Source organism: Phyllobacterium sp. 01N428 (genome assembly GCF_056399405.1).
The window spans coordinates 430,790-454,061 of the sequence record NZ_JBFTRH010000001.1 but is presented as its reverse complement, the minus strand read 5'-3'; the positions used below and the strand labels follow the sequence as shown (position 1 = coordinate 454,061).

Below are 23,272 nucleotides of genomic sequence, written 5' to 3'. Positions count from 1 at the left end.
GGGGTTTGAATGCGTCCAGTACTAACGACGAAGCCGCCGGATGTCACCATCGGCGGCTTCTGAAGTGCTTATGGGTCAAGGCTTACTTGTAGGGGCAGGCATTGTCGGTGTTGTAATTGTGGACCTTAATCTTGCCCGAGATGATATCGGCCTTGGCCGCCTCGACCGCCGTCTTGACGTCGTCGGTCAAAAGCTTGGCGTTGTTTTCATCGGCCGCATAATCGACGCCGCCTTCCTTGACGCCAAGGACATTGACGCCTGCGGTGAATTTGCCGTCAGCGCCGTCCTTGAAGGCATTATAGGTTGCAACGTCGACGCGCTTCATCATCGATGTCAAAACTTTGCCCGGATGGAGACCGTTCTGGTTGGAATCGACACCAATTGCGAGCTTGTCCGCATCAGCGGCGGCCTGCAGCACACCGATGCCGGTGCCGCCAGCGGCAGCAAAGACCACATCCGAGCCCTGGTCGATCTGTGACTTGGCGATTTCGCCGCCCTTGGCCGGATCGTTCCATGCAGCCGGGGTATCACCGGTCATGTTCTGGATGACCTTTGCATCCGGGTTCGTGGCCTTGACGCCGCCGACATAGCCGCAGGCGAAATTGCGGATGAGCGGAACGTCCATGCCGCCGATGAAGCTGACCGTCCCGGTCTTCGAAGCCTTGGCGGCGATCACACCGACGAGGTAGGAGCCTTCATTGTCATTGAAGACGACGGAGCGAACATTGGGCTTCTCGACGACCGCATCGATGATGACGAACTTGGTGTCAGGAAATTCCGTTGCGACCTTTTCGATGGCGGCTGCGGCCGAGAAACCGGCGATGACAATCGGCGAGTTGCCGTCCGAAGCAAACTTGCGCAGGGCCTGTTCGCGCTGTGCCTCGTTCTGGATTTCGAACTCGCGATATTTGACGCCCGAGTCCGTCTTGTACTTCTCGGCGCCGTTGAACGCGGCCTCGTTGAATGATTTGTCGAACTTGCCGCCCAGATCATAGATCACGGCCGGCTTGTCATCGGCGGCAAAAGCCGAGACTGACAATGCTGTGGCGGCCATGAGACCGAGAAGAATGCGCTTCATTTGAACCAACCCTCTGGATTTTTGTTGAAAGAACCAACCTGCCGTCGATCCTCGAAATCGTGGCGGCAACCCAGGATGGCCCCCGCCCCAAAATTCAATCTGGCATGCCCGCAGGCAAAATTCACGCGGAATTTTGCTGACCGGTCAAATATTGCGCAAATATCGAGTTATGTCAGTTGGTTAGATCGGATCAGCGGGCTGCAAATCGCCCTGCCCGCTGCTCGCGCCGGTGGCCGAGCACGTAAAGCACAAAAGCCAGCGCCGCGAAGATGATGAAGGTCGGCGTTTCGAAGATCCACAGCATCAGGGGATCCCATAGCATGGGATAGAGATGCGAGCGGATATAGTCTTCGGTTGGGACAAGGGTTGAAGGCGAGAAGGACTGCCAGCTGTCGCGCAGCGATGTCATGACCAGACGCGACGCCCCGACGGAACGGGCAGCGTCCAGGACTGCGGCGATAATCGCCAGGCTCAGGGAAATATAGGCAAGCAGCCTTAGAAACGCACGGATCACTCAACCACTCCAGAATCTTGCGCCCTGATCGCGATCGGGCCGACAGGCATCGCCGGCGATCATAAGAGGACACGAATGAACGCGACCTTACCGGCATTTTGACGGCACGTGATGAAATTTTCGCGAAAACTCCCAGTAAAATCAGCGTCAAATTTGAGAAATTGCGGCAAAGCGCGATAAAACTGAAATAGGTGTTGAACAAGTGCCTGTTCTGACTATATTGCGCGCCGCACGGGGTCGCTGTCGGCTAACCATCGACAGCGCCGTGCATGCTTCAAAAAAGAGTGACCGATGGTTTGACGGTGCTCACGGCCGGCATTTGCGGCCGATATTATCGACCCGCCCGGCAGATGCCGGACGTTCTGCGGAGAGGTGGCCGAGTGGTTGAAGGCGCACGCCTGGAAAGTGTGTTTACGTCAAAAGCGTAACGCGGGTTCGAATCCCGCTCTCTCCGCCAGTTTCCATATTTTGCATATTTATTATGAAAATCATTAGCATAGAAAATATTTGCTCGATCATTTAGACCACTATTTATAGCAATATTCTAGACCTGCTCACGACATCAGTAACTCTCCCGGACATCAATTCTACTCACTGAGTAGTCCGTGTTTTGAACGGGGGATGTCCTTCGCCCAGTTCCCGTCAAGGTCGTGATACTACTTGTACCACTTCTCCTTGAACCCCAACTGTGAGCGCGGGTCTCAAGTACGAGAGAAAATCGGGGGATTGGTTTCTAAGGCATCGCTATGTGTTCCCTTACTGAATAGCTAAATCCGCAACAAGCGGATATCGGACGGACTCCTGCAAATCGAGCACAGTAGCAAATATTATTATTTCATTCCATATAGTTATGACACTTTAGAGCTGCTCGACCAAGGGATAGATTCTTTTGCGGTGGCGCTCCCGTCAATCGTGTGAGGTAACCGATACCTGTGGACTTTACATGCACCTGAAAGCGCCTGTAGGACGGTGGAAATGACTGAATTCTAGGCAACCCATCCATGAACGCTCCGGACAAACATCACTATATTCCTGCCTTCTACACCAAGAGGTGGGCGGGACCGGACGAACTAATCTGTGAGTTCAGTAGGCCGTACAAAACAGTGGTCCCCAAGCGGGTACACTCCAACGCGACAGGATTTTTGCGCCGGTTGTACACGCTCCGAGATTTTGAACCGGGCCTCGCGCAGCAAGTAGAAGAGAACTTTTTCAAACCTGTCGATGGATGGGCAGCAGACGCATTGGCTTTACTAGAAGGCGGGCCTCAGAAGCTTAGATGGAACAGCCACAATCGAAGTGCTTGGACCAGATTTATCTTATCGCTCCTATTGCGTTGTCCTGAGGATATCGATCACTTCAGAGCCCTCTGGTACGAAGACTTCAGAACAACGGATACTGACAGCGAGGCGCGGTACGCTGGGGTTCGAGAACACGACGATCCTCCAACGTTTGCAGATTTTTTGGCGGCTCAACCAATTGCCATGTTAGAGAAGACGCTGTTCGAGGTCTTCTTTGGATTAGTCGATAACACTTCAATCGGCGGGACAATCAACGAGATGCGGTGGAAGGTCCTCGACACTTCCTTTACCGGGTTAGAGCTTCTAACCTCGGACCGTCCGGTCATCCGAACTCACAATCTAAAAGCGCCGGGCGGACATATCGCCCTTCCCATCGGACCGACACGTCTGTTTATCGCTTCGCTGCATCCATCCACCATTCAGAGCATTGTGAATGTACCTCGACGCGAACTTGTAAAAGAATCCAACCGACAAGTGGTCAGTGGCGCCAAGCGCTTCGTATATGGCACGAACGATAAGCAGCTTAGTTTCGTGCAGAAATGGTTTGGTATCAGGCCACAAATCCGGATCATGGAACAGGTTGCTGTAGAACGCCGAAAGCGAAATCAGCCTACCGACACTCTAGAGATTAACAATAATGGTAACTACCCTCGAACGAGCTTGGTCGAGTAGTTGCAGCGCATCGTGACTTCACGGGGGGATGCTTGGGGAGATTACTAATATTCAACTTAGGCAAGAGCACCAATCGCCCATCGCTTCCCGAACATCCCGTTCGCGACAGATGCCTCGGCGGCTAGGGTCCGCGTCGCGGTGTCTTGCCATAAAACTCGATGCGGATGATTTGACCATTCGACAATTCGAACACGCCGTTTTGGCCGCCTTGCGCGGAAAATTCCGATCGGACATCCCGCCAACGCCCCATATATGCTCCGCATTCGCTGCAAAAGACCGGGCCGTCATCGTTGTCTATTCGGGGGATGCTCAGGTAGATCGTGCGGCATTCCTCGCACTGGAGTTTCCCGTCAATTTTTTGGGCCATGATGCGCCTCTAACACCGTGATCGCGCGGGCCTAGCCCACTTCTTTAGAAGTGGATGCCTGCCGCCAGCGACCAGTAAAAACCGGAACAGTCAGTGGTAACCGTCAAGGCTCTGCCCGCAGCCGGACAACCGGTATTGCCGCGCCTGCTCATTCGCGGGAACGAGCGTCAGAATCTTGTTCAGGCTGTACGAATGCTGGGCCTGGGCCCGTTCCGTCTGTGCGGCGACTGCCGCGATGATGGCTATGTCGCGATGCCCCAATTCAAACAGGCGTAAAACCTGCCTGGCCAAGCGGTCAGAGTAGCGGTGACCGTTCGGCGATCGACCAAGGTTCTTCGATGCGCTTTCATGGGCAGCCTGCAGCACAAGCCAGTCGGCGGCGCGCAGGTGATGGGGGCTGGTTATGGAATGATAGATAGGGAACATGTCTGTCTCCTCGCGGTTAAAAGGCGGGAGCAGATACTCTCAAGCGTCAGCGGCCATTGCATGCCTGACGACCACTGACTAACGCGCTCAAATCACCGTTAAGTCAATCATGCGTCGATCACATTGCTGTCGTTGGGTTTCCTGTGACCACGCGCTTTGGCATACCGGTTCAAAGTTTCGGCTGGACTTTGCGTGTCTGCTCATTCTCGAAGCGCAGGACGACGGCCTTATAGTGCGAGATGAGTTGCTTGTAGTGTGCCGCCGTTTCGACCGAAATGTCTACGCCTCCGTACTTTCCGGTGCTGAACACCTGATCGGTTCCGGCAATAAGGCGCTCCCTTGTTGCCTGGTACTCGGCAATGACAAGCCTTAGGTTTTCGATGAAAGTGTGGCGGGCTGTCCGCACGGTATTCCTCGCCAAAATACTAGTCCTTTCGCCATGATCTCCGCGTTGGATAAACCGCGCAGCAGTGTCCGCGCATCGGCTTTTTAAATGCCTGCTGTTGGGCCATTCATGAACGTACGTCTGCAAGTGCCCGCAGACTGTCGCGGTCGCCGCTGCTCCAGATATCGATGGCTTCAAGATTATCTTCAGTGGCCATCCGTTCGTGTTTCTCTGCTGCGTCACGGATACGATACTGGAACGAGCCACCCAGGGGCGGAAGCCTCGCCAGAATCTCGAAGGTGGCAGTGCTCTTCATCGCTGCGCCGCCGCCGCTGCGCAGGCGGACTTGCTGGCCGATTGCAAACCGATGCGGCGGGGTTACCGGCAACTTGTAGCGTCGGTGGATATTCATCTGTTTGTTTCCTGTTCTTTTTTCAGTGCCATTTCGAGTTCGTCATAATCGATTGCAACAAGCTGCGTTCGATGCGCTTTCGAGCCCCTTGCCGGAACGTGGACAAACGTCGCCACGCGGTGATAAGCGAGCCGGGACAGGCCCTCGATCATTTCCTCGTCTACATCGACATCGTATTCACCGGCGGGCTGAACGCCGTCCAATCCGCGCAAGGCGAAGGGTTCCCGAAAATGAGCAATCAAACGTTTGGTACGCGGGTTCATGCCAATTCCCCCATCACAAGCTGCACTCGGCGATTTGGAGGCAATGGCGGGTCGAGGATTTGCGCGAAGAGCCAGATTGTGGCCAATAGACGAGAGCAGCAGCCTGAGCGTCAATTGCGCTTTAATTGCGGTTTGTGGCCAAAAGATTCAATAATAAACCAAATATTGTAGACATGAATTTCAATTTTACTTGCAAGGCGGAACGGAACAAAAGTCTGATTGCTCAGTTTGAAATATGACATGCGCCGAATTCAAAAGCATAATTGTGAAAAATTCTAAAATGGCGCGATTATTTCCAAGATTGCAAAAACAATGATGACTTATTCAGCCAATGTCTTCTCGACAAATATTCTGAGCTACGCATTCGGCGCGATGTTTTTGATCGTGCTCGTTTGGGCCTTTTTCATCGTCCGGCGGCGAATGCGAGGACGACCTTCCAACGACGAATAGGCTACTGCGTGCACAGGCAACGGGCGGCCTTTTGAGCCGCCCGCCGCACACAATCCAGACCGGCCTAGTTGCCTGGTTTGTTCTTGATTGCGGCATCGATCTGCCGCTTGACAGCATCGAGGTTGAATGACGCCGGGTCCTGCATTGGCGGGTAGTCGACCGCCGTCAGCGCGAGTTTTCCGACCTCCTGCTGAACACTGACGAACCTCCAGAACTCGCGGGCGAAGAAGTCGTTCATATAGCCTCCGCCGAGATCGTTGAGGCTTTGCTCGCCAATCGACGGTGTCCGCTCGAACGGGTCCTGGCGGATATTGACCATGGTCGGCATGTCGGTCGTAACCTTTGCACCGGGCCAACCTTGTGGTTGCTGGAAGAACTGGAACTTGAAATCATCAATGCGTACTGCACCGAGTTGGGGTCCGCCGAAATAAAAGAATTCGTGCCGTGCGGAGGGGCCTTTGCCCAGCAAGAGATCCATCTGATTGTAGCCATCGAGATGGTTCTTGTAGGTAGTTTCACCCAGTTTCACACCCTTGAGCAACTGGTCGGTAATATCGGGGTTTCCAGCTGCCGCCACCAGCGTCGGGAACCAATCAAGCGCGGAATAGATGCCATTCTCGACCGTCCCGGGCTTGACCTTCCCCGGCCAACGGATAATGGCCGGTGCCCGGAAGCCGCCTTCCATCACGGTGCCTTTCGTGCCTTTGAAAGGCGTCATGCCCCCATCAGGCCAGGTAAATACTTCCGCACCATTGTCAGTCGTAAAGAGGACGATGGTATTGTCTGCCTCGCCCGAATCCTGGATGCATTTCAGGATGGCGCCGACGCTGTCATCCAGTTGCGCCATTCCGGCCTCTTCGAGCCCATAGTTGGACGTGCTGTTCATGAGCGCCTGGTATTTTGGCGACAGAAACGTCCAGACGTGCATGCGCGTCGTGTTGTGCCAAACGAAGAACGGTTTGTTTTCGGTCTTGGCCTTGTCCATGAAGTCGCACGAAGCCTTGACCAGCACTTCGTCAAACGTTCCCATGTCGTACTTCGCCTTGGGCGTTATGTCGTGCATGTTCGGCACATTGGACATGTCCGGGTAAGGCGCCAGTGGACCCTCGTCGACGATGCGCTGCTTGCCGACCTTGCCCCAACGCGGCTGCTCGGTCGCGTCATCGGTGTCCGTCGCAAAGCTATGCACGAGATTACGGGGCCCGACCTTGTCGCGGTATGACTGATCGTCGGGGAAGGAATACCAGTAGGGATCAGACATGGCATCAAGATGATAGAGATAGCCGAAGAACTCATCGAAGCCATGCAGCGTCGGCAGGAACTTGTTCAGATCGCCGAGATGGTTCTTCCCAAATTGACCCGTTGCATAGCCTTCGGTCTTGAGGGCGGCAGCAATGGTCGCGGCCTTGTCGGGCATCCCGACATCTGCCCCGGCCTGGCCAACCGTCGTCAGCCCGGTACGCAATGGTATTTCACCGGTAATGAAACTTGCCCGGCCGGCCGTGCAACTCGCTTCAGCATAGTAGTCGGTGAACATCATGCCCTCGGACGCCAGCTTGTCGAGATTGGGCGTTTTTCCGGACATGATGCCCCGGTGATAGGCGCCGATGTTGAACCAGCCCACATCGTCGCCCATGATGACGACAATATTGGGCTTGCTGTTTTGAGCCTGCGCCGTATTTGCGACCGGCGATAGAAACGTACCAGTCAATGCCACTGCCGCGGCAAAGTATTTGAGCCTACTTGAACCCATGACCGTAACCTCCGTTGGCGGCGGGCCCACGCTGCCGGGCAGAGGCTTTGGCTATGATGGGCCACGCGCATGGAAAGGTTACTGCAATAAGGAAGGCCAGACAGGTAACTTACGGTAGGCTACACCCGGAGCGCGCCCCCGCGTACCTTGTCACGGGTACTTTTTGATGCAGACAGCAGCCTTCCCATGGCCGTTGACCGCCGGCAAGCAACGTCCTGCCAGCCTTGCCTGCGGTGCCCCATAGATCGATGATTGCGGCGTGATATAGGGCGGTTCGATCTTGTTTCCCATGCAGCCGACGAGCGCGAGCGCTGCAAGCGTCAAGGCAAAGGCTTTCATTCGTGTATCCCCCGATCAAAACTTGATCGGGCTCAGAATATCACGCCGGCAAAGTGCCGTCAGGGCATCCCTTTGGGCAGGGTGGATTGACGAGCCGCGTGTCTCAGGACCCGTTTACGAGTTGCAGGATGAGACGGTGAACATTGCCGCCCTCGCTCATTTCGTCCTTGTCGAAATCCCGGCTCTTCTGCCGCTGCGCCAGCGACAATGCGGAAAGCCGTCTGGTCATCTCGGACCTGATCTTCTGGCATTTGGGATCATCGGGCACGGACAGTCCGACGGTAGATGCCTCGATTGCCTTGACCATGTCCTTGATTGTATCGCCATGGACCCTTTCATGGGTCTCGATGCCGCTTAAGAAGGTCTCCCAACCGGCTCGCACTGAAGGCGGCAGAGGTTCGGCAGGCTTCGGAAGCGTATAGGTGATGATCAGCTTCGGCTGCGCCGACACCAGCGTGCAGGCGGTGCCCTGATTCTGGTAGTTTCGCCGCCATGTCAGCTTGAAGTTGGTATGGGCGATGGTGCGGACCTTGCCACCCCCAAGTTGCGGACCGCGCTCTCCAATAGAGGCGTAGAGTTCGGCGCCCGACTTACCCCTGATTGCATAGGTTTCGACCTGTTCGACCGCCTGCCAGGCAGCGTTGGCCGTCGCTGGAAGCACAATAAGGCATACGGCAACGAGCGCGCGCTGGACGATCCTGTTCACGTGAGCCCCCGCTCAATTCGATATCGATGGAAATGCCCCTTCCGGCGAGCGGAAGGGGCAACTGAAGGTCAGTTCGCCGAAGCGAGCGTCATCGACGTTCCCGTTGCGGCCAGGTTCAAGCCAATCTGCCCGGTCACGCTGATCGCCTGCAAGTGAATTGAACCTGCGGTGCCGCCAAAGAGCACATTGGTGCCGATACCCGCGCCGATGGTGGCCTCCGCTGTCGCGCCGCTGTAGACGCCAGCCAGCGAGCCGCGATGATAGCCGGCCGTTGGTGCAAACACCGCCCACAGCAAGCGGCTTTGTGTCGTGAAGCCGAGGTCGACGCCGAGTTTCCTGATCGCACCGGAGTAGCGCTCCGAACGATCGCCGGTCAGGCTGGAACGGAAAATGCAGTCGATCTCTTTCGCCGAGCCTAGAAGATAGCCGACACCGCCGCCGATCGTGCAGTCGAGAAAGCCGATCCTGACACCGCCGCGCGCATCCGGGCTCTGGTAGCGCGCCATATCAGCGGCATTGGCGGAGCCCGCTCCAACACCTGCCAGCAAAGCTCCAGTAAGCACCATTGCAAAGGTCTTTTTCATGATTTTCTCCTTAAGATTCGGCCTGCGGACCTTGGGTATTTGATCGTCGGCTACGGTTGGGGCAACGGTTTCCACGCAGAACGGTTCCAATTGGGACAATTGGAACGGATGATGTCAACAGCATGTTTGGATGCGCAAATTTCAGACACTTGATGGTACCTCCTCCTTTGGGTCAATTTGAAGGCATCGCGTTGATAAGCTGCGGTAATTTGATTCGAGAAGCGCAACATCACGCATCAAAAGCCGAGCATGTTCTTGACGCCGTGCCAGGCCTGGTCCTTCGCCTCGATGAAAGGCGGAGGCGGCAGCACCTGCGGCGGCGCCGTGCGCTTCTGCCCGTCCTTGACCAGATCCAGCATGTGAATTTCACCGTCTGTGAAATATCGGCTGCCTTCGCCATTGCGCCCATTCAGCGTCGGGCCGACCCCGGAAACCTCGTAGATGGCGTTGACCATCCCGGCCTCGCTGAGACTGCCCGCGAAAAAGTCCCGCTCCCGGTCGACATCGGGTGAAATGTCATGCGTCACCTGGCCGGTATATTCGCTGACGCCAACATGCGCATCATACGTCGCAGAACCGAGCCATACCGGGCGTCCTTCCTCGCCCGACTGCAGCACTTCCCACAGGCGCACATGGTGGCGATGGCGGGCGCTGTCCCCCACGGGTTTTTCGTACGCAAGGTCCTCATGGCGCCCATCATAGAACAGCAGGCTTACGGGCGCGCTCTTATATGCCCGGTCGAAGACGACGCTGCCGATGATATCGATGCTCGAGCGCAGGGTGACCGGATCGGCAGGATACCATCCGGCAGCGTGCATGACGCGAACGACATCCTCGCGGCTGCCGATCAGTCCAACATTCAAGGGGTCGCCAGGCATTCCGCCGGCCGTCATCGTCACCATGGGGCGCCGTGCAAGACCGGGCTGGCGCTCGTAATGGGTCCAGGCGGCTGGCAGGATCACATAGGCCAGCAGGAGGTAAACCGCGACCACGACTCCAAGCCCGATGAGCAAGCGCTTCATGTTTCCCCCGCGTGGTTCCCCTAGATACGCAGATCGATCTTCGCACGGCTTGGCAAAATACGAAATGCAATCTCTGGATGCAGGTCGGGCTAGGCCTGTTCCGGGAGGAGTGGTAGGAATAGCGTGCACTCGCTTGACCCGGATCGTTCATGGCCCCACGACCCATTTCAATCCATCGCTATCTGATTCCGATTGCCTGCCTTGCCCTTGCGGTCGGCATTCAAGTGGCGAAGGTGCCGGTCGGCGCGGGGCGTCACGGCATCGGCATCGTCGTTTCCGCGCTTGCAATCGCCTTGCTCCTCGCCACCGTGTTTGTCGTCCTGCAGCATGCGGAAGGCCTGGCGCTACGCCTCGGGCAACCTTACGGCACATTGCTCCTTACCTTTGCCGTTACCACTGTGGAAGTTTCAATCATCCTCGCCATGATGCTGCATGGGGAAAACAACCCGACTCTGGCGCGGGAATCGGTGTTCTCGACGGTCATGATCGTTTGTGCCGGGGTCGTGGGTCTTTGCCTTACGCTTGGCAGTATGCAGCACCGCCAGCAGGAGATGAAACGGCAAGGCACGAGCGCGATTCTTTCCGTGCTTACGGCGCTTGCCGTCCTGACGCTGATCCTGCCGAATTTCACCCTGCATGACGCACCCGGCACATTTTCGCGTTTGCAGCTCACCTTCGTGAGCATTTGCTCTGCCTTGCTCTACGGAAGCTTCGTCTTCGCGCAGACGGTTCGGCACCCCGATGATTTCGTCGATGACATCGGTGACGCCGAAGGCACACACGCCGGGCACGCACATCCCGGCGAAGGTTCGTGGATCAACGCCGTCCTTTTGATGATCGGGCTTTTCGGCATTGTCCTCCTCGCTGAACGGGTGGCAATCGGCGTCGAGAACGGTCTCGATGCGATCGGCGTCCAGCAGGCGGACGCCATTGTCGGCGCACTCATTGCAACGCTTGTCCTCTTGCCCGAGGCCCTGTCGGCAATCCGCGCCGCCATGAACAACGAATTGCAGCGTAGTCTCAACATTGCACTCGGATCGGCGCTCGCGACGATCGGTCTGACAATACCGTCCATCGGCATTGCCAGCGTCATTACCGGCCGCGAACTGACGCTCGGCCTGCCAGGGGGCGACTCGGTGTTGCTTGCTCTTATTCTCGGCATCAGCATCCACAGTTTCGGAACGGGACGAACCAACGTGTTGACGGGTCTCGTTCATCTCGTGGTTTTCGTGGCCTTCATCCTCCTCGTCACCACCAAATAGGCAGACTGAAATGCAGGGCAGGTTCCTCTTCAACGGCAGTGACGATGCGCCGGTCACCATTCTCCTCGCACATGGCGCCGGCGCGCCGATGGACTCTGCTTCGATGACCGCAACGGCCAAGGCTCTCGCCGAAGCGGGCTTTCGGGTGGCGCGGTTCGAGTTTTCTTATATGGCGGCGCGACGCACCTCGGCAGGACGCAAGCCGCCACCGCGTGCCGAGACGCTCAAACCCGAATATGTCGACGCCATCGCCGCGCTCGGCAAACCGAAGCGCCTGATCATCGGCGGCAAATCGATGGGCGGCAGGGTTGCCAGCATGATCGCCGATGAACTCCATGCGGCTGGCGCGATCAGCGGATTGCTCTGCCTCGGCTATCCATTCCACCCGCCGGCCAAACCGCACCAATTGCGTACGAAGCATCTTGCAGGATTGATGACGCCGACCTTGATCTGCCAGGGAACGCGCGACGAATTCGGCAAGAGGGAGGAGGTTGCGGGTTATGACCTTTCCGACAAGATCGAAATCCTCTGGCTTGAAGATGGCGATCACGATCTCAAGCCGCGCAAGAGCATATCCGGCTTTTCGGCCGCCGATCACCTGAACACACTGGCCACCACAGTTGCGGGCTGGGCAGAGGGCCTGAAGCGTTAGGTCGTTTCAGGCGATTGACCAGCCGCCGTCGACGAGCAGGTTCAAACCCGTGACCATCGATGCGGCCGGTGATGCCAGGAAAACGACGGCGCCCACCACATCGCGGGTTTCGCCGATCCGTCCGAGTGGGATGTGCGCGAGCGTCTGGTCGTGGAAATCCTTGTCGGCAAGCGCGGGCCTGGTCCCGTCTGTCCAGATGAAGGTTGGTGCGACCGTGTTGACGGTTATGCCATAGGGCGCCCATTCGGCGGCAAGGCACCGGCTCAGATGGTTGATCGCGGCCTTGCTCATGCAATAGATCGCCTCGCCGCGCAGCGTAACGGTTCCCGCCTGCGAACTGATGCTGATGATGCGGCCTGCCTTGCGGTCGATCATGTGGCGGGCAACAGTCTGGGTCATCAGGAACGTGCCCTTGATATTGACCTGCAGAATCTCGTCAACCGCCGCTTCCGAGACGCGTTCGGCAAGATCGCCCGGCGCAACGCCGACATTGTTGACGAGCACATCGATGCGCCCGAATTGTTGCAGAGCGGCCTCGACCGCACTTTCTATGTCCGCGCGCTGCGAAATATCGAGTCGGACCGGCAGGACCTTGCGTCCCATGGCCTCGATTTCGGTGATCAGATCGGATGAACCCGAAATGTCGCGCAAGCCGAGGACGATGTCGGAGCCAGCGGCAGCACAGGCAAGTGCGCAGGCTCTGCCTATGCCGCGCGATGCGCCGGTGACCAGCGTTACCTTGCCGTCCAGACTGAAATTGGGTGCATGTTCACTCGGCTGTGCCACGATTTATCCTCCTCGTTCTCCCAAGGCCGACCATAGCATGGAGGTGTGAAATCGGCCTAGAGACGGTCAGGCGAAGGCACCGAGCCGCAATCCCTCGATCCAGTTCTTGCCGATCCGGATGCCTTCCTCAGGCTGGAATGCCTCGGGATTCAAGCACCAGGCGAGCCAGAGGCCGTCCATCAGCGCCGTGAAGCCAATCGCGGCAAGACGCGGACTGGCTATCGCGCAGCCCTCCGCCTCGGCATAGTCCGTAATCAGTTTCTCGACGGTGACGACATAGGCGGTATATTCGCCCTTCTGCGAGGCGCTCATGCGCGGCGAGTGCAGGATCAGGCCCCAGAAAACGACCCAAACGCCAAGCACGTCGCGATCGAACAGCGCCGGCGAGAATGAGTTCTCGACAAAGGCCTCCAGCCTCGCTTTGGGCTCGGGCAAAGCGCTGTCAACGGCCGTCATGACCGTATCAAGCATGCCATCGGACATGATGTCGAAGGCATGGGCCACCAATTCGTTTATCTCGCCGAAATGATGGGTGATCAGCCCTTGCGTGACGCCGGCCTCCATGGCGATCTGCCGCGCCGACACCCCGGCATTTCCATGCCGGACGATGCAGCGCAGAGCCGCCTCGGCCAATTGCCGGCGGCGATCCTCCGGAGCTTCACGGCGGAACCCGGCTCGCGTTCTGACACCTGATTTGGACTTGGCCAAAGTCATTTTCCCATTGCTTTATCACATCGATGAATCAGGGGCGAAGAGGTGAAAATCTTAACCAACCGACTCATCTGCTTCACGCTTATTATCAAAATAACATAACTAATTCAAATACTAATAGAGAAATTATACGATCATATAATTTCTCTTGCGGAACCGGCAATTCCTGCATATCCTTTTTCCAACGATCCGCCCCAGATGCGGACAATGGGAACGAGGTTTGGCATGAAGCGGGATCCCCGATACGACGTCCTATTTGAGCCGGTGAAGATCGGGCCGGTCACCGCGCCCAACCGTTTCTACCAGGTGCCGCATGCCAGTGGCATGACCAATGCGCTGCCCCGCGTTCGCGCTGCATTTCGCGAAACCAAGGCCGAGGGCGGCTGGGGTGTCATCTGCACCGGCGCATGCTCCACCGATCCGAGTTCCGACGATTCTCCGCTTCCCTTCGCTACCATGTGGGACACGAATGATATCCGCGCCCATGCGATGATGACGGAGGCTGTCCACCGCCACGGCTCTCTCGCCGGTGTCGAACTCTGGCATGGCGGTGCCTCGGTGATGAACCGCACCAGCCGCATTCCGCCCCTATCGCCCTCCGGCATTCCGTGGATGGCGACGCATGTGGGGTTTATGGGCAATGCGCGGCCGAAGACGATGGATAAGTCGGACATTCGCGATGTCCTGCGTTGGCAGGCCGAAGGCGCGCGGAAGTCGCGCACCGCGGGCTTCGACATCGTCTATGTCTATGCCGGCATGGGCTATCTCGGTTATGAATTCCTGCTGCCCGAATATAATCATCGCACCGACGAATATGGCGGTTCGCTGGAAAACCGCGTGCGCTTCGTCCGCGAGCTTCTCGACGTGACGCGCGATTCCGTTGGCAAGGATTGCGGCGTTGCTCTGCGCATCAGCCTTGAAGAGCTGCGGGGCCGCCCGGGCACGCACCAGCCCTCCGAGGCGCACGAGGTGATCGAACTCCTCGCCGACTACGCCGATCTCTTCGACGTCAAGATGGATTCGAGCCCGACTGACTGCTCCGCATCGCGTTTCACCGGCGAAGGCAGCCACGAACCGGTGATCGATTTCGTCAAGTCGCTGACCAAGAAGCCCGTCGTCGGGGTCGGGCGCTTTACGTCGCCCGATACGATGGTCTCGCAAATCCGGCGCGGCGTCCTCGATCTCATCGGCGGGGCGCGTCCATCGATCGCCGATCCCTTCCTGCCGGTGAAGATCCAGGAAGGCCGCCACGACGAGATCCGCGAATGCATCGGCTGCAATATCTGCATTTCCAGCTGGCATGACGGTGTACCGGTGCGCTGTACCCAGAACCCGACGGCGGGCGAGGAGTGGCGGCGCGGCTGGCATCCTGAACGGGTGGACGCAGCCAAGAAGCCGGAAAAGGTACTGATCGTCGGCGGCGGGCCTGCCGGCCTCGAATGTGCGCTCACCCTCGGCCGTCGCGGCCACGAGGTGACGCTCGCCGACAAGGGCACGAGCTTCGGCGGCCGGCTCACATTTGAGACACGGCTTCCGGGGCTCTCCACCTGGAACCGCGTCGCAGAATACCGGCTCGGCCGTCTCAACGAGATGACCAATGTGTCGATGTACCTCGAGAGCGATATTGGCGTCGACGAAATCATCGATCTCGCGCCCGATCACCTCGTCCTCGCGACCGGCGCCCGCTGGACCCGCATGCTCTACTCGTCCATGGAAATACCGGTTGGTGAGCTCGATCATCCGCGCGTCTATACGCCCGACGACATCGCGGCGGGGCGCCTGCCGGAAGGGCCGACGCTGGTCTTTGATTTCGACAACTACTACATGGGCGGCGTTCTCACCGAATATCTTGCGCAGCAGGGCAATGAGGTCACCTATGTGACGCCCGCCGGGCAGGCATCGGCGTGGACGATAATGACCAACGAATTGCCATTGGTGCATCGGGCGCTGGCGCGGCGCAATGTCCGGGTGACGACGCTGCACATGCTCACCGCCTTCGACGGTGCGATGGCAACGCTTACCCACCTCTTCACCGGCGAAACGTTCCGCATCAAATGCCGGTCGGTCCTTGTCGTCGGCCTGCGCATGCCGCGCAACGAACTCTTCGAGGCCCTGACCGCGCGTAGCGAAGACGTTTCGGCGGCAGGTATCAAAAGCATTCGCCGCATCGGCGACGGCCTTGCGCCCGGCGCTATCGCCCATGCGGTCCATAGCGGCCATACTTGCGCCCAGGAGCTTGGTGGCAGGCAATACGCGCCATATCGGCGCGATACGCCGATCGTCGATGCCGAGCCCGAATTCAAATCTCGCGCAGCGGCGGAATAGGCGGCCATGAGCGAGCGTCCCGCCCTTTCCCCCTGGTCGATCGCTTCGCCGCTTGCCGGCGGGGCGCTGCATGCCGCGGGGTCGGGGTTATTCCACACGTTGCTGCCGTTGCGCCTGATCGAGAACGGCTACGGCGCCGACGCCGTCGGTCTCGTGGTCATGGCCGAGGGTGCAGGCTTCCTCATCGGCTGCATCGGCTCGGTGCGGCTCATTCGCTCGGTCGGCGAGGTCCGCGCCTATGCGGCGCTCTCCGCTTCATCCTCCGTACTTGTGCTTGCGCTTGGAGCTGGGCCGGAACTCGCCGTGATGATGGCAATACAGGCGGTCGTCGGCTTCGCCAATGCCGGCCAGTCGGTCGTGATCGAAAGCTGGCTCAATGCGATGGTGCCCAATGAGGGCCGCGGCCGTGCGCTGACCCTCTATGTTCTGGTGCTCGGTCTCTTCTACGGTCTCGGGCAGTTGCTTGCCCGGGATATCGCGCCTGCCGGCAATGCCATGTTGATGATTACCGCGGCATTCTATGCCCTGGCGCTGGTCCCGGTAACGGCGATATGGGTCGGGGAGCCGCAACTCCATGCGCCGTTGGGCATCGATCTCCTCGGCGCCTTTCGCACCTCGCCGCTCGGCGCCCTCGCCTGCCTGCTGACCGGTCTCGTATCATCGACCTTCTCGAGCATCGGCCCGCTCTACGGGCTGGAACTCGGCTTCAGCCAAGACAGGATCGTCATCCTGATGGCGGCCGTCGCCCTTGGCGCTCTCTTTCTCCAGTTCCCGCTCGGCTACCTTTCCGACCGGCTCGACCGGCGCGGCATGATGTTGTGGCTTGCGCTCATCCTCGCCGGCGTCTGCGGCATGTTCCTGCTCGTCGACAGCAACACGCCGCTTTGGGCCTTCCTCATCCTGTTCTCGGTTTTCGGCGGCATTTCGGAAATATTTTACCCTCTCGGCGTGGCGCACGCCAATGACCGCGCCTCGTCGTCGCAATTCGTCACGCTCTCATCAAACCTTCTGCTGATCTGGGCCTTTGGCGGCACCATCGGGCCGGCCATCGCCGCGACCGGCGTCGAACATCTCGGCGCGCATTCCTTCTTCTGGTACGGGATTGGACTCTCGCTCACTTTCGCATCCTTCGCCCTCTGGCGGCAGTTCCGCCAGCCAATCGTCGGCACGCGCGATGAGTTCGTCACCTATCCCCAGACATCACCGGCGGTCTACGAGTGGGTGCCGCGCAAGGAGATCGGTTCCCCTGCCGAAACGGATGCCCCAGAATCCAGCGAGACATCAAAGCCATGACGCGCGTCATCGAGACATTCCCGCACAAGGTGCGCTGCATCGACCCTGTCTTCATACCGATGCCGGACGGAACGCGGCTCGCAGCGACGATCTGGCTGCCCGAGGATGCCGAGACGAAGAAGGTTCCGGCAATCCTCGAACTCATTCCTTACCGTCGTCGCGACGGCACGGTGTTTCGCGACCTCAAGATGCATCCCTATCTTGCCGGCCACGGCTTTGCCTGCTGCAGGGTCGATATTCGCGGCTCCGGCGATTCGGAAGGGCTGCTTGCCGACGAATATACCGAACAGGAGTTTGACGACGCCTGTGCGATCATCGATTGGCTGGCACATCAATCCTGGTCAACGGGCGCGGTAGGCATGACCGGCATTTCGTGGGGCGGGTTCAATGCGCTACAGGTGGCTGCACGCCGCCCGCCTGCGCTGAAAGCGATCATCGCGCTCTGTTGTTCCGACGATCGCTTTGCCGACGACGTGCACTATTTCGGCGGCTGTCTTTTGACCGAGGACGCCATGTGGTCCTCGTTCATCCTCGGGCTGGGCGCATTGCCGCCGGACCCGCAGATCGTCGGTGATCGCTGGCGCGACATGTGGCGGGAACGGCTCGACGCGACCACATGCTGGTCGTCCGAGTGGATGCGGCACCAGCGCCGCGACGCCTATTGGAAGCGCGGCTCGGTCTGCGAGGATTTTTCCGCAATCGACATCCCGGTCTATGCGATCAGCGGCTGGGACGACACCTATTCGAACGCGGTGCCACGGCTGCTTGAAGGTCTCACCGCGCCGTGCAAGGGACTGGTGGGTCCGTGGACGCACGCCTATCCGTTCCTTGGCGAACCCGGCCCTGCCATCAACTATCTGCAGGAAGCCATACGCTGGTGGCGCCATTGGCTCGAAGGCATCGACACCGGCATCATGGACGAGCCGAAATACACGGCCTGGATCAACGACCCGCACGCGCCTGCGCCGTTTTACGAAGAACACCCCGGACATTTCGTTGCGGAGGCGTCGTGGCCCTCGCCGAACATCAAGGAAAGCCGCCTCTATCTCAATCGCGGCGCCCTCGAGGAGGTTGCCGAGGTCGGGACGAGCATGGTCCTGCGCTCGCCGGTGACCGCCGGTCGGGATTGCGGGCGCTATGGCGGCTACGGCGGCATCGTGCCGGATCTTGCCGTCGACCAGCGGCGCGAGGACGGGATTGGACTGCAGTTCGAGACCGCGCCCTTGACGCAGGATATCGATCTCCTCGGCGCGCCAAGCATTTCGCTGGTCCTGACTTCCGACGCTCCGCAGGGCTTTGTCGTGGCACGGCTTTGCGATGTCGCTCCCGACGGAGCATCGACCCTCGTCACCTGGGGCGTTCTGAACCTCGCGCACCGCAACGGACATGAGCATCCGCAAGCGGTTGTTCCGGGCGAGCCGCTAACGGTGAGGCTCGAGCTCAATCATGTCGGCCGTCGCTTTGCCGCGGGCAGCCGCATTCGTCTCATTCTATCCAACCAGCACTGGCCGATCCTGTGGCCATCACCGACGATGCCGACATTTGCCATCGACACCGGCATCTCGACGCTCTGCCTGCCTTTGCGTCATGCGCCGGCAAACGATGTGCATCCGACCTTTGCGCCGGCAGAGATTGCGACGCCGGTGCAGATGATCGAACTCAGCAGCGAAGCGCATCGCCGCGACATTGCCATCGATGTCGGCGCATGCAGGGAAACGATCACGCTGACAAGCGACTTCGGTAGCCAGCAATTGACCGACCGCGCCATTGTCACATCGGCCTGTGTTGTTGACAGGATGGAAATCGTGGACGGCGACCCACTCTCGGCACGGCTCGATACCGGCTGGGTGCTTGGTTTCAAAAGCAGCGAAGCCGACACGGAAACACGCTCCTCGGTGACGCTTACGGCGGATGCCGAACGTTTCCGCCTGCAGTGGCGGCTCGAAGCCTATGAGCGCAACGAATTGATTTTTGAACGGGAGGGGGACGAATGGATCGACCGCGATCACCTGTAGCCCCCGATCGTGCAGGGGCCCATTGCGGATCCGCCCCTTGGCGGAGGGTCCGCCGGTGACGAGCTTCATCATGCGTCGCATTGGCCTTGCCGCCATCATCCTGCTGATCGTGGCAATACTTCTGTTTTCGATGATGCACCTTATTCCCGGCGATCCAACCGTGGTCGCGCTCGGGCCCCGCTCGACACCGGAAATGCGCGAGGCTTTTCGCGAGATGATGGGACTCGACCAGCCCATCCTGAAACAGCTCGCACTCTTCCTCGGCCGGCTCGCGGAAGGCAATCTCGGCGAAGACGTCTGGAGCAAGCGGCCGGTGCTGACCATGATCTTCGAGGTCCTGCCCTATACGGCGACGCTTGCCGTGGCAAGCTTCCTGTGGGCGGTAACGCTCGGCATATTGCTCGGCTGCTTTGCCGTCGTCCATCACGGCAAGTGGCCGGACTGGCTGATCGGCATCCTTTCGGTCGGTTTCGTCGCCGTTCCCTCCTTCGTCGTCGCGCTCTATTCGCTGCTGATCTTCGCGGTCAGCCTCAACTGGCTCCCGGCGATCGGCGCCGGCGCGCCCGGCGATATCGTCAGCCAGTTGAAGGCGCTCGTCCTGCCCTCCTTCGCCATAGGCCTCGGCTGGGTTGGCTACGTGGCGCGGCTGGTGCGCGCTGCGATGATCGAAGCCATGGGCGAAAACTATACCCGCACGCTGCGTTCCTTCGGCGTTTCCGAACGCCGCATCATTTTCCGCTACGCCTTGCGGCAAGCGCTGATTGCCGTGCTTTCGGTGATCGCGATCGGATTTGGCGGCCTGCTGACAGGCTCCGTATTTGCCGAAATCGTCTTTTCGAGGCCCGGGCTCGGCAAGATGACCTATGACGCGGTAATGTCGCGCAATTATCCGCTGGTCATGGGCACCGTACTGGTGACCTCCGGCCTTTACGTCACCTGCATGATCATCGCCGACGTCGTTACCGCCTGGATCGACCCTCGCGTCAGGAGCGCGCTCTGACATGGCGGTCATCGGCATAGATACGAACCCGCTCCAATCGCAAACCAGAGAGCCCGGCTGGCTGCGCCGATCGGGCCGCGTTGTCTCGGACATTTTTCACACGCCGCTTGGCGGCATCGGCATCACCCTCGTTGTCCTGATCCTTGTCGTCGCGGTCTTCGCCCAATGGATCGCGCCATACAATCCGACTGCAATCAGCGTCAAGGAACGCCTCGCCGGTCCGTCCTTCACCCACCTTCTCGGCACCGATCAATTGGGACGCGACCTCTTCTCACGGGTCATCGTCGGCACGCAAACGGCTATGATGGTTGCGATATCGGCGCTTACCATCGCCCTTGTCGCCGCGTTGCCGCTCGGGCTCATCGCCGGCTATGGACCGCGCTGGCTTGACGCCGCGCTGATCCTCGTCTTCGACAGTCTGAGTTCGCTGCCGATGATCATGCTCGGGCTCGCCATCGTCGTTCTTCTCGGCCCCGGCATCCCGACCGTCATCCTCGTAATCGTGCTCTATTCCGTTCCGAGCTATGCGCGCCTCGTGCGCACGCAGACGCTGAGCCTCAAGTCGCGCGATTTCATCAAGGCGGAGCAGGCCATGAATGCCTCGACGCCGCGCATCCTGTTCAACCATCTCCTGCCGAATGTCATCGGCCCGCTGCTCATCCTCGCTTGCCTCGATATTTCCACTGTCATCACGCTGGAGGCCGGGCTCTCGTTCCTCGGTCTTGGCGTCAAACCGCAGGTGCCAAGCTGGGGCAACATCCTGAGCGACGGGTTCTCGGTCATACGCTCGACCGCGCTCCCGGTCATTGCCGGCGGCGCACCGCTTATCCTCGCGACGATCGGCTTCACCTTCTTTGGCGAGGCGCTGCGCGATGCTCTCGATCCGAAGCTTGCCCGGGAGCGCAAGCCATGACACCTGGCCCTGCAACCGCAACGCCCGTCAACCCGGCACCCGTGCTCGAGCTTGCCGATGTCTCAATCAGCTATAGCGGCATCGTACCTGCCGTCGTCGGCGTCGATCTCAAGGTCATGCCCGGTGAAATCGTCGGCATCATCGGCGAAAGCGGTTCTGGCAAGTCGACGCTGGCACATTCGGTCCTTGGCCTCCTGCCAGACTCCGCCCAGATCTCCGGCAAGACACTTTCATTGAACGGCATCGACATGCTCGGCGCGCCGGAACAAGCCATGCGCCAGTTGCGCGGCCCGGCGGCGGCGATGATATTCCAGAATCCGATGACGACCTTCAGCCCCATGCATAAACTCGGTCGCCAGCTCATGGATCTGCTCTGGCGCGAGCGCGGCCTTTCAAATCAGGAAAAACGCCAGAAGATCCTGAAGGCCTTGCAGGACGTCGGCCTTCCTGACCCGGCCGCGCGGCTCGAAGCCTACCCGTTCCAGCTCTCCGGCGGCATGCTCCAGCGCGTTGCGATTGCCGCGGCGTTACTCATGCGCCCTTCGCTGCTTGTTGCCGATGAGCCGACCACCGCCCTCGACGTGACCATGGAAGCGCAAATCCTGCATCTCATGCGCGAGATTCGCCGCAGCGCCGGCGTTTCCATCCTGATGATTTCGCATCATCTCGGCGTCATTGCCGAAATCTGCGACCGCGTCGCGGTAATGTATGCCGGACGCATCGTCGAAGAGGGTCCGGTCGATGTCATTTTCGCCGATCCGCGCCATCCGTACACGAAGGCGCTGTTTGCCTGCGAGCCGGCGCTCATCGAAACAGGTGCGACGCGGCTTCCGGTAATCGGTGGCGAAGTGCCCCGCCCCGTTCGGATCGGGTGTGGTTTTGCGGGGCGCTGCCCGCAGGTGCTCGAATGCTGCTGCAACGCGACGCCTCCATGGGTCGCTGTCGGCGCGGGCAACGTCTCCCACTTCTCACGTTGCCACCGGAGCACGCCATGATTCGGGAGACGGCACTGATCGAGGCAAACAATCTTTCGGTCGCGGTGCCGCGATCATCGCGCTGGTTCCCCTCGAGAAAGCCGGATCTCGACATTCTGGTCGATGTCTCCGTCGCGGTAAAACCCGGTGAGATCGTTTGCATGGTCGGCGAGAGCGGCTCGGGCAAGACGACTTTCGGCCGGGCTCTGCTCGGCCTCGTGCGTCCCTCGGCGGGACAGATTGTCTTCGACGGCACGCCTCTGCCGGATTTCTCGCCTGCAAGTTTCAAGCGTATCCGGCGCGAGGCTTCACTCTTGTTCCAGGACCCGGTGACCTCGTTCGATCCGCGCCAGCGCATCGGGTCGATCCTCGCCGAACCACGCCGCATCGCCCGCAGCGGCAGTGTTGCGCGATCGGAGATTGAGGAGCTTGCGCGCAAGGCCGGGCTTGCGAGCCCGCTTCTATCGAAATTTCCGCATGCACTGAGCGGCGGTCAGGCAAGGCGGGCGGCGGTGGCGCGGGCCCTTTCGGTCGTGCCGCGGCTTATCGTTGCCGACGAGCCCACGGCCGGGCTCGACGTTTCGGTTCAGGGCGGCGTCCTCAACCTCTTCCTCGACATTCGCGAAGAATTTCGCACGTCGTTCCTTATCATCACGCACAACCTGTCCATCGCCCGCCATGTCTCGGACCGCATCGTCATTCTCTATCTCGGCCGCGTGCTCGAAAGCGGGCCGGCCCGCGAGATCTTTCGCGCGCCGCGCCATCCCTATACGCGCGCGTTGCTCGACTCCGAGCCTATACCCAACCCGGCGAAGCGGCGCGAAGCGCCCCCGGTGATCGGCGAGGTGCCTGGTCTCGCGGCACGTCCAAGCGGCTGCGAATTTCACACCCGCTGTGCCTTCGCACAGGATCGCTGCCGCCATGAACGGCCACTCCAGACGACGATTTCGGCAGAGCACGAAGTGGCTTGTCACTATCCGCTGACGCCGCGGCTGACCGTCGTCGGTCCGCCACAGCGCCTGCCGAAGACCGCAAACAGATAAAATCAAGCATAACAAAAGAGGGATCAGAA

General features: G+C 59.5%; 23 protein-coding genes and 1 tRNA gene. 11 read left to right on the top strand and 13 right to left on the bottom strand.

The genetic code is table 11. The features are described from left to right. Positions 1-82: 82 nt before the first annotated feature. The gene (locus AC1DNI_RS02175) at positions 83-1,078 is read right to left on the bottom strand and encodes a BMP family lipoprotein (protein WP_027230697.1); all 996 of its coding nucleotides are present in this window, start codon (positions 1,076-1,078) and stop codon (positions 83-85) included. Between the two features lie 190 nt (positions 1,079-1,268). Beyond that, on the bottom strand, positions 1,269-1,592 hold the full coding sequence (locus tag AC1DNI_RS02170; protein ID WP_477690652.1) for a hypothetical protein: 324 nt from the start codon (positions 1,590-1,592) through the stop codon (positions 1,269-1,271). Between the two features lie 366 nt (positions 1,593-1,958). Between AC1DNI_RS02170 and AC1DNI_RS02165 the strand changes: the two genes are divergently transcribed. Then, positions 1,959-2,049 (top strand) — tRNA-Ser (locus AC1DNI_RS02165). A 544-nt stretch (positions 2,050-2,593) separates the two neighbouring features. Beyond that, positions 2,594-3,562 (top strand): DUF4238 domain-containing protein, encoded by a 969-nt coding sequence (locus tag AC1DNI_RS02160; protein WP_477690651.1) that lies wholly within the window; start codon positions 2,594-2,596, stop codon positions 3,560-3,562. A gap of 457 nt (positions 3,563-4,019) precedes the next feature. Here AC1DNI_RS02160 and AC1DNI_RS02155 read toward each other — a convergent pair whose 3' ends face one another. The 9 genes from AC1DNI_RS02155 to AC1DNI_RS02115 all read right to left on the bottom strand — a co-directional run bounded on the left by AC1DNI_RS02155 (position 4,020) and on the right by AC1DNI_RS02115 (position 10,269). Further along, on the bottom strand, positions 4,020-4,355 hold the full coding sequence (locus AC1DNI_RS02155) for a hypothetical protein (RefSeq protein ID WP_477690650.1): 336 nt from the start codon (positions 4,353-4,355) through the stop codon (positions 4,020-4,022). 169 nt (positions 4,356-4,524) lie between these two features. Continuing rightward, the gene (locus AC1DNI_RS02150; RefSeq protein WP_477690649.1) at positions 4,525-4,776 is read right to left on the bottom strand and encodes a hypothetical protein; all 252 of its coding nucleotides are present in this window, start codon (positions 4,774-4,776) and stop codon (positions 4,525-4,527) included. A gap of 91 nt (positions 4,777-4,867) precedes the next feature. Beyond that, positions 4,868-5,152 (bottom strand): hypothetical protein, encoded by a 285-nt coding sequence (locus tag AC1DNI_RS02145; protein ID WP_477690648.1) that lies wholly within the window; start codon positions 5,150-5,152, stop codon positions 4,868-4,870. Further along, a complete protein-coding gene (locus AC1DNI_RS02140; RefSeq protein ID WP_477690647.1) occupies positions 5,149-5,415 on the bottom strand; it encodes a hypothetical protein in 267 nt (88 codons plus the stop codon). The genes AC1DNI_RS02145 and AC1DNI_RS02140 overlap by 4 nt, the downstream gene beginning before the upstream one ends. Before the next feature lie 514 nt (positions 5,416-5,929). Then, positions 5,930-7,618 carry an arylsulfatase gene (locus AC1DNI_RS02135; protein ID WP_228017428.1) on the bottom strand — a complete coding sequence of 563 codons (1,689 nt, stop codon included), beginning with the start codon at positions 7,616-7,618 and terminating at the stop codon, positions 5,930-5,932. A 150-nt stretch (positions 7,619-7,768) separates the two neighbouring features. Continuing rightward, positions 7,769-7,957 (bottom strand): hypothetical protein, encoded by a 189-nt coding sequence (locus AC1DNI_RS02130; RefSeq protein ID WP_091920409.1) that lies wholly within the window; start codon positions 7,955-7,957, stop codon positions 7,769-7,771. Between the two features lie 103 nt (positions 7,958-8,060). Then, positions 8,061-8,663 (bottom strand): DUF922 domain-containing Zn-dependent protease, encoded by a 603-nt coding sequence (locus tag AC1DNI_RS02125; protein ID WP_477690646.1) that lies wholly within the window; start codon positions 8,661-8,663, stop codon positions 8,061-8,063. Positions 8,664-8,731: 68 nt separating this feature from the next. Beyond that, positions 8,732-9,247 (bottom strand): DUF992 domain-containing protein, encoded by a 516-nt coding sequence (locus tag AC1DNI_RS02120; RefSeq protein ID WP_153666715.1) that lies wholly within the window; start codon positions 9,245-9,247, stop codon positions 8,732-8,734. A gap of 236 nt (positions 9,248-9,483) precedes the next feature. Next, entirely contained in the window at positions 9,484-10,269 is a 786-nt protein-coding gene (locus tag AC1DNI_RS02115; protein WP_477690645.1) for an LssY C-terminal domain-containing protein, read from the bottom strand. 149 nt (positions 10,270-10,418) lie between these two features. Here AC1DNI_RS02115 and AC1DNI_RS02110 point away from each other — a divergent pair, with 149 nt between their 5' ends. Beyond that, complete coding sequence (locus tag AC1DNI_RS02110; RefSeq protein ID WP_477690644.1) at positions 10,419-11,531, top strand: calcium:cation antiporter; 1,113 nt, start codon at positions 10,419-10,421, stop codon at positions 11,529-11,531. A gap of 10 nt (positions 11,532-11,541) precedes the next feature. After that, positions 11,542-12,183: an alpha/beta hydrolase family protein gene (locus tag AC1DNI_RS02105; RefSeq protein ID WP_477690643.1), complete on the top strand. Its 642-nt coding sequence runs from the start codon at positions 11,542-11,544 to the stop codon at positions 12,181-12,183. Positions 12,184-12,189: 6 nt separating this feature from the next. Here the strand turns inward: AC1DNI_RS02105 and AC1DNI_RS02100 are convergent, their stop codons facing one another. Both AC1DNI_RS02100 and AC1DNI_RS02095 read right to left on the bottom strand, forming a co-directional pair. Beyond that, complete coding sequence (locus tag AC1DNI_RS02100) at positions 12,190-12,969, bottom strand: SDR family NAD(P)-dependent oxidoreductase (RefSeq protein ID WP_477690642.1); 780 nt, start codon at positions 12,967-12,969, stop codon at positions 12,190-12,192. 66 nt (positions 12,970-13,035) lie between these two features. After that, on the bottom strand, positions 13,036-13,677 hold the full coding sequence (locus AC1DNI_RS02095; protein WP_051614672.1) for a TetR/AcrR family transcriptional regulator: 642 nt from the start codon (positions 13,675-13,677) through the stop codon (positions 13,036-13,038). Positions 13,678-13,905: 228 nt separating this feature from the next. Between AC1DNI_RS02095 and AC1DNI_RS02090 the strand changes: the two genes are divergently transcribed. The 7 genes from AC1DNI_RS02090 to AC1DNI_RS02060 are packed head-to-tail and all read left to right on the top strand — an operon-like array spanning position 13,906 to position 23,243. After that, positions 13,906-16,005, top strand: coding sequence for an oxidoreductase (locus AC1DNI_RS02090; protein WP_477690641.1), 2,100 nt, complete (start codon positions 13,906-13,908; stop codon positions 16,003-16,005). Between the two features lie 6 nt (positions 16,006-16,011). Next, the gene (locus AC1DNI_RS02085; protein WP_091920436.1) at positions 16,012-17,298 is read left to right on the top strand and encodes an MFS transporter; all 1,287 of its coding nucleotides are present in this window, start codon (positions 16,012-16,014) and stop codon (positions 17,296-17,298) included. After that, complete coding sequence (locus AC1DNI_RS02080; protein ID WP_477690640.1) at positions 17,295-19,313, top strand: CocE/NonD family hydrolase; 2,019 nt, start codon at positions 17,295-17,297, stop codon at positions 19,311-19,313. The genes AC1DNI_RS02085 and AC1DNI_RS02080 overlap by 4 nt, the downstream gene beginning before the upstream one ends. Positions 19,314-19,350: 37 nt before the next feature. Continuing rightward, positions 19,351-20,313, top strand: coding sequence for an ABC transporter permease (locus AC1DNI_RS02075; protein ID WP_477690639.1), 963 nt, complete (start codon positions 19,351-19,353; stop codon positions 20,311-20,313). 1 nt (position 20,314) lies between these two features. Continuing rightward, positions 20,315-21,226: an ABC transporter permease gene (locus tag AC1DNI_RS02070; RefSeq protein ID WP_477690638.1), complete on the top strand. Its 912-nt coding sequence runs from the start codon at positions 20,315-20,317 to the stop codon at positions 21,224-21,226. After that, the gene (locus tag AC1DNI_RS02065; RefSeq protein WP_477690637.1) at positions 21,223-22,221 is read left to right on the top strand and encodes an ABC transporter ATP-binding protein; all 999 of its coding nucleotides are present in this window, start codon (positions 21,223-21,225) and stop codon (positions 22,219-22,221) included. The genes AC1DNI_RS02070 and AC1DNI_RS02065 overlap by 4 nt, the downstream gene beginning before the upstream one ends. Continuing rightward, entirely contained in the window at positions 22,218-23,243 is a 1,026-nt protein-coding gene (locus AC1DNI_RS02060) for an ABC transporter ATP-binding protein (protein WP_477690636.1), read from the top strand. Before AC1DNI_RS02065 ends, AC1DNI_RS02060 begins: the two co-directional genes overlap by 4 nt. Positions 23,244-23,272 lie beyond the last annotated feature (29 nt).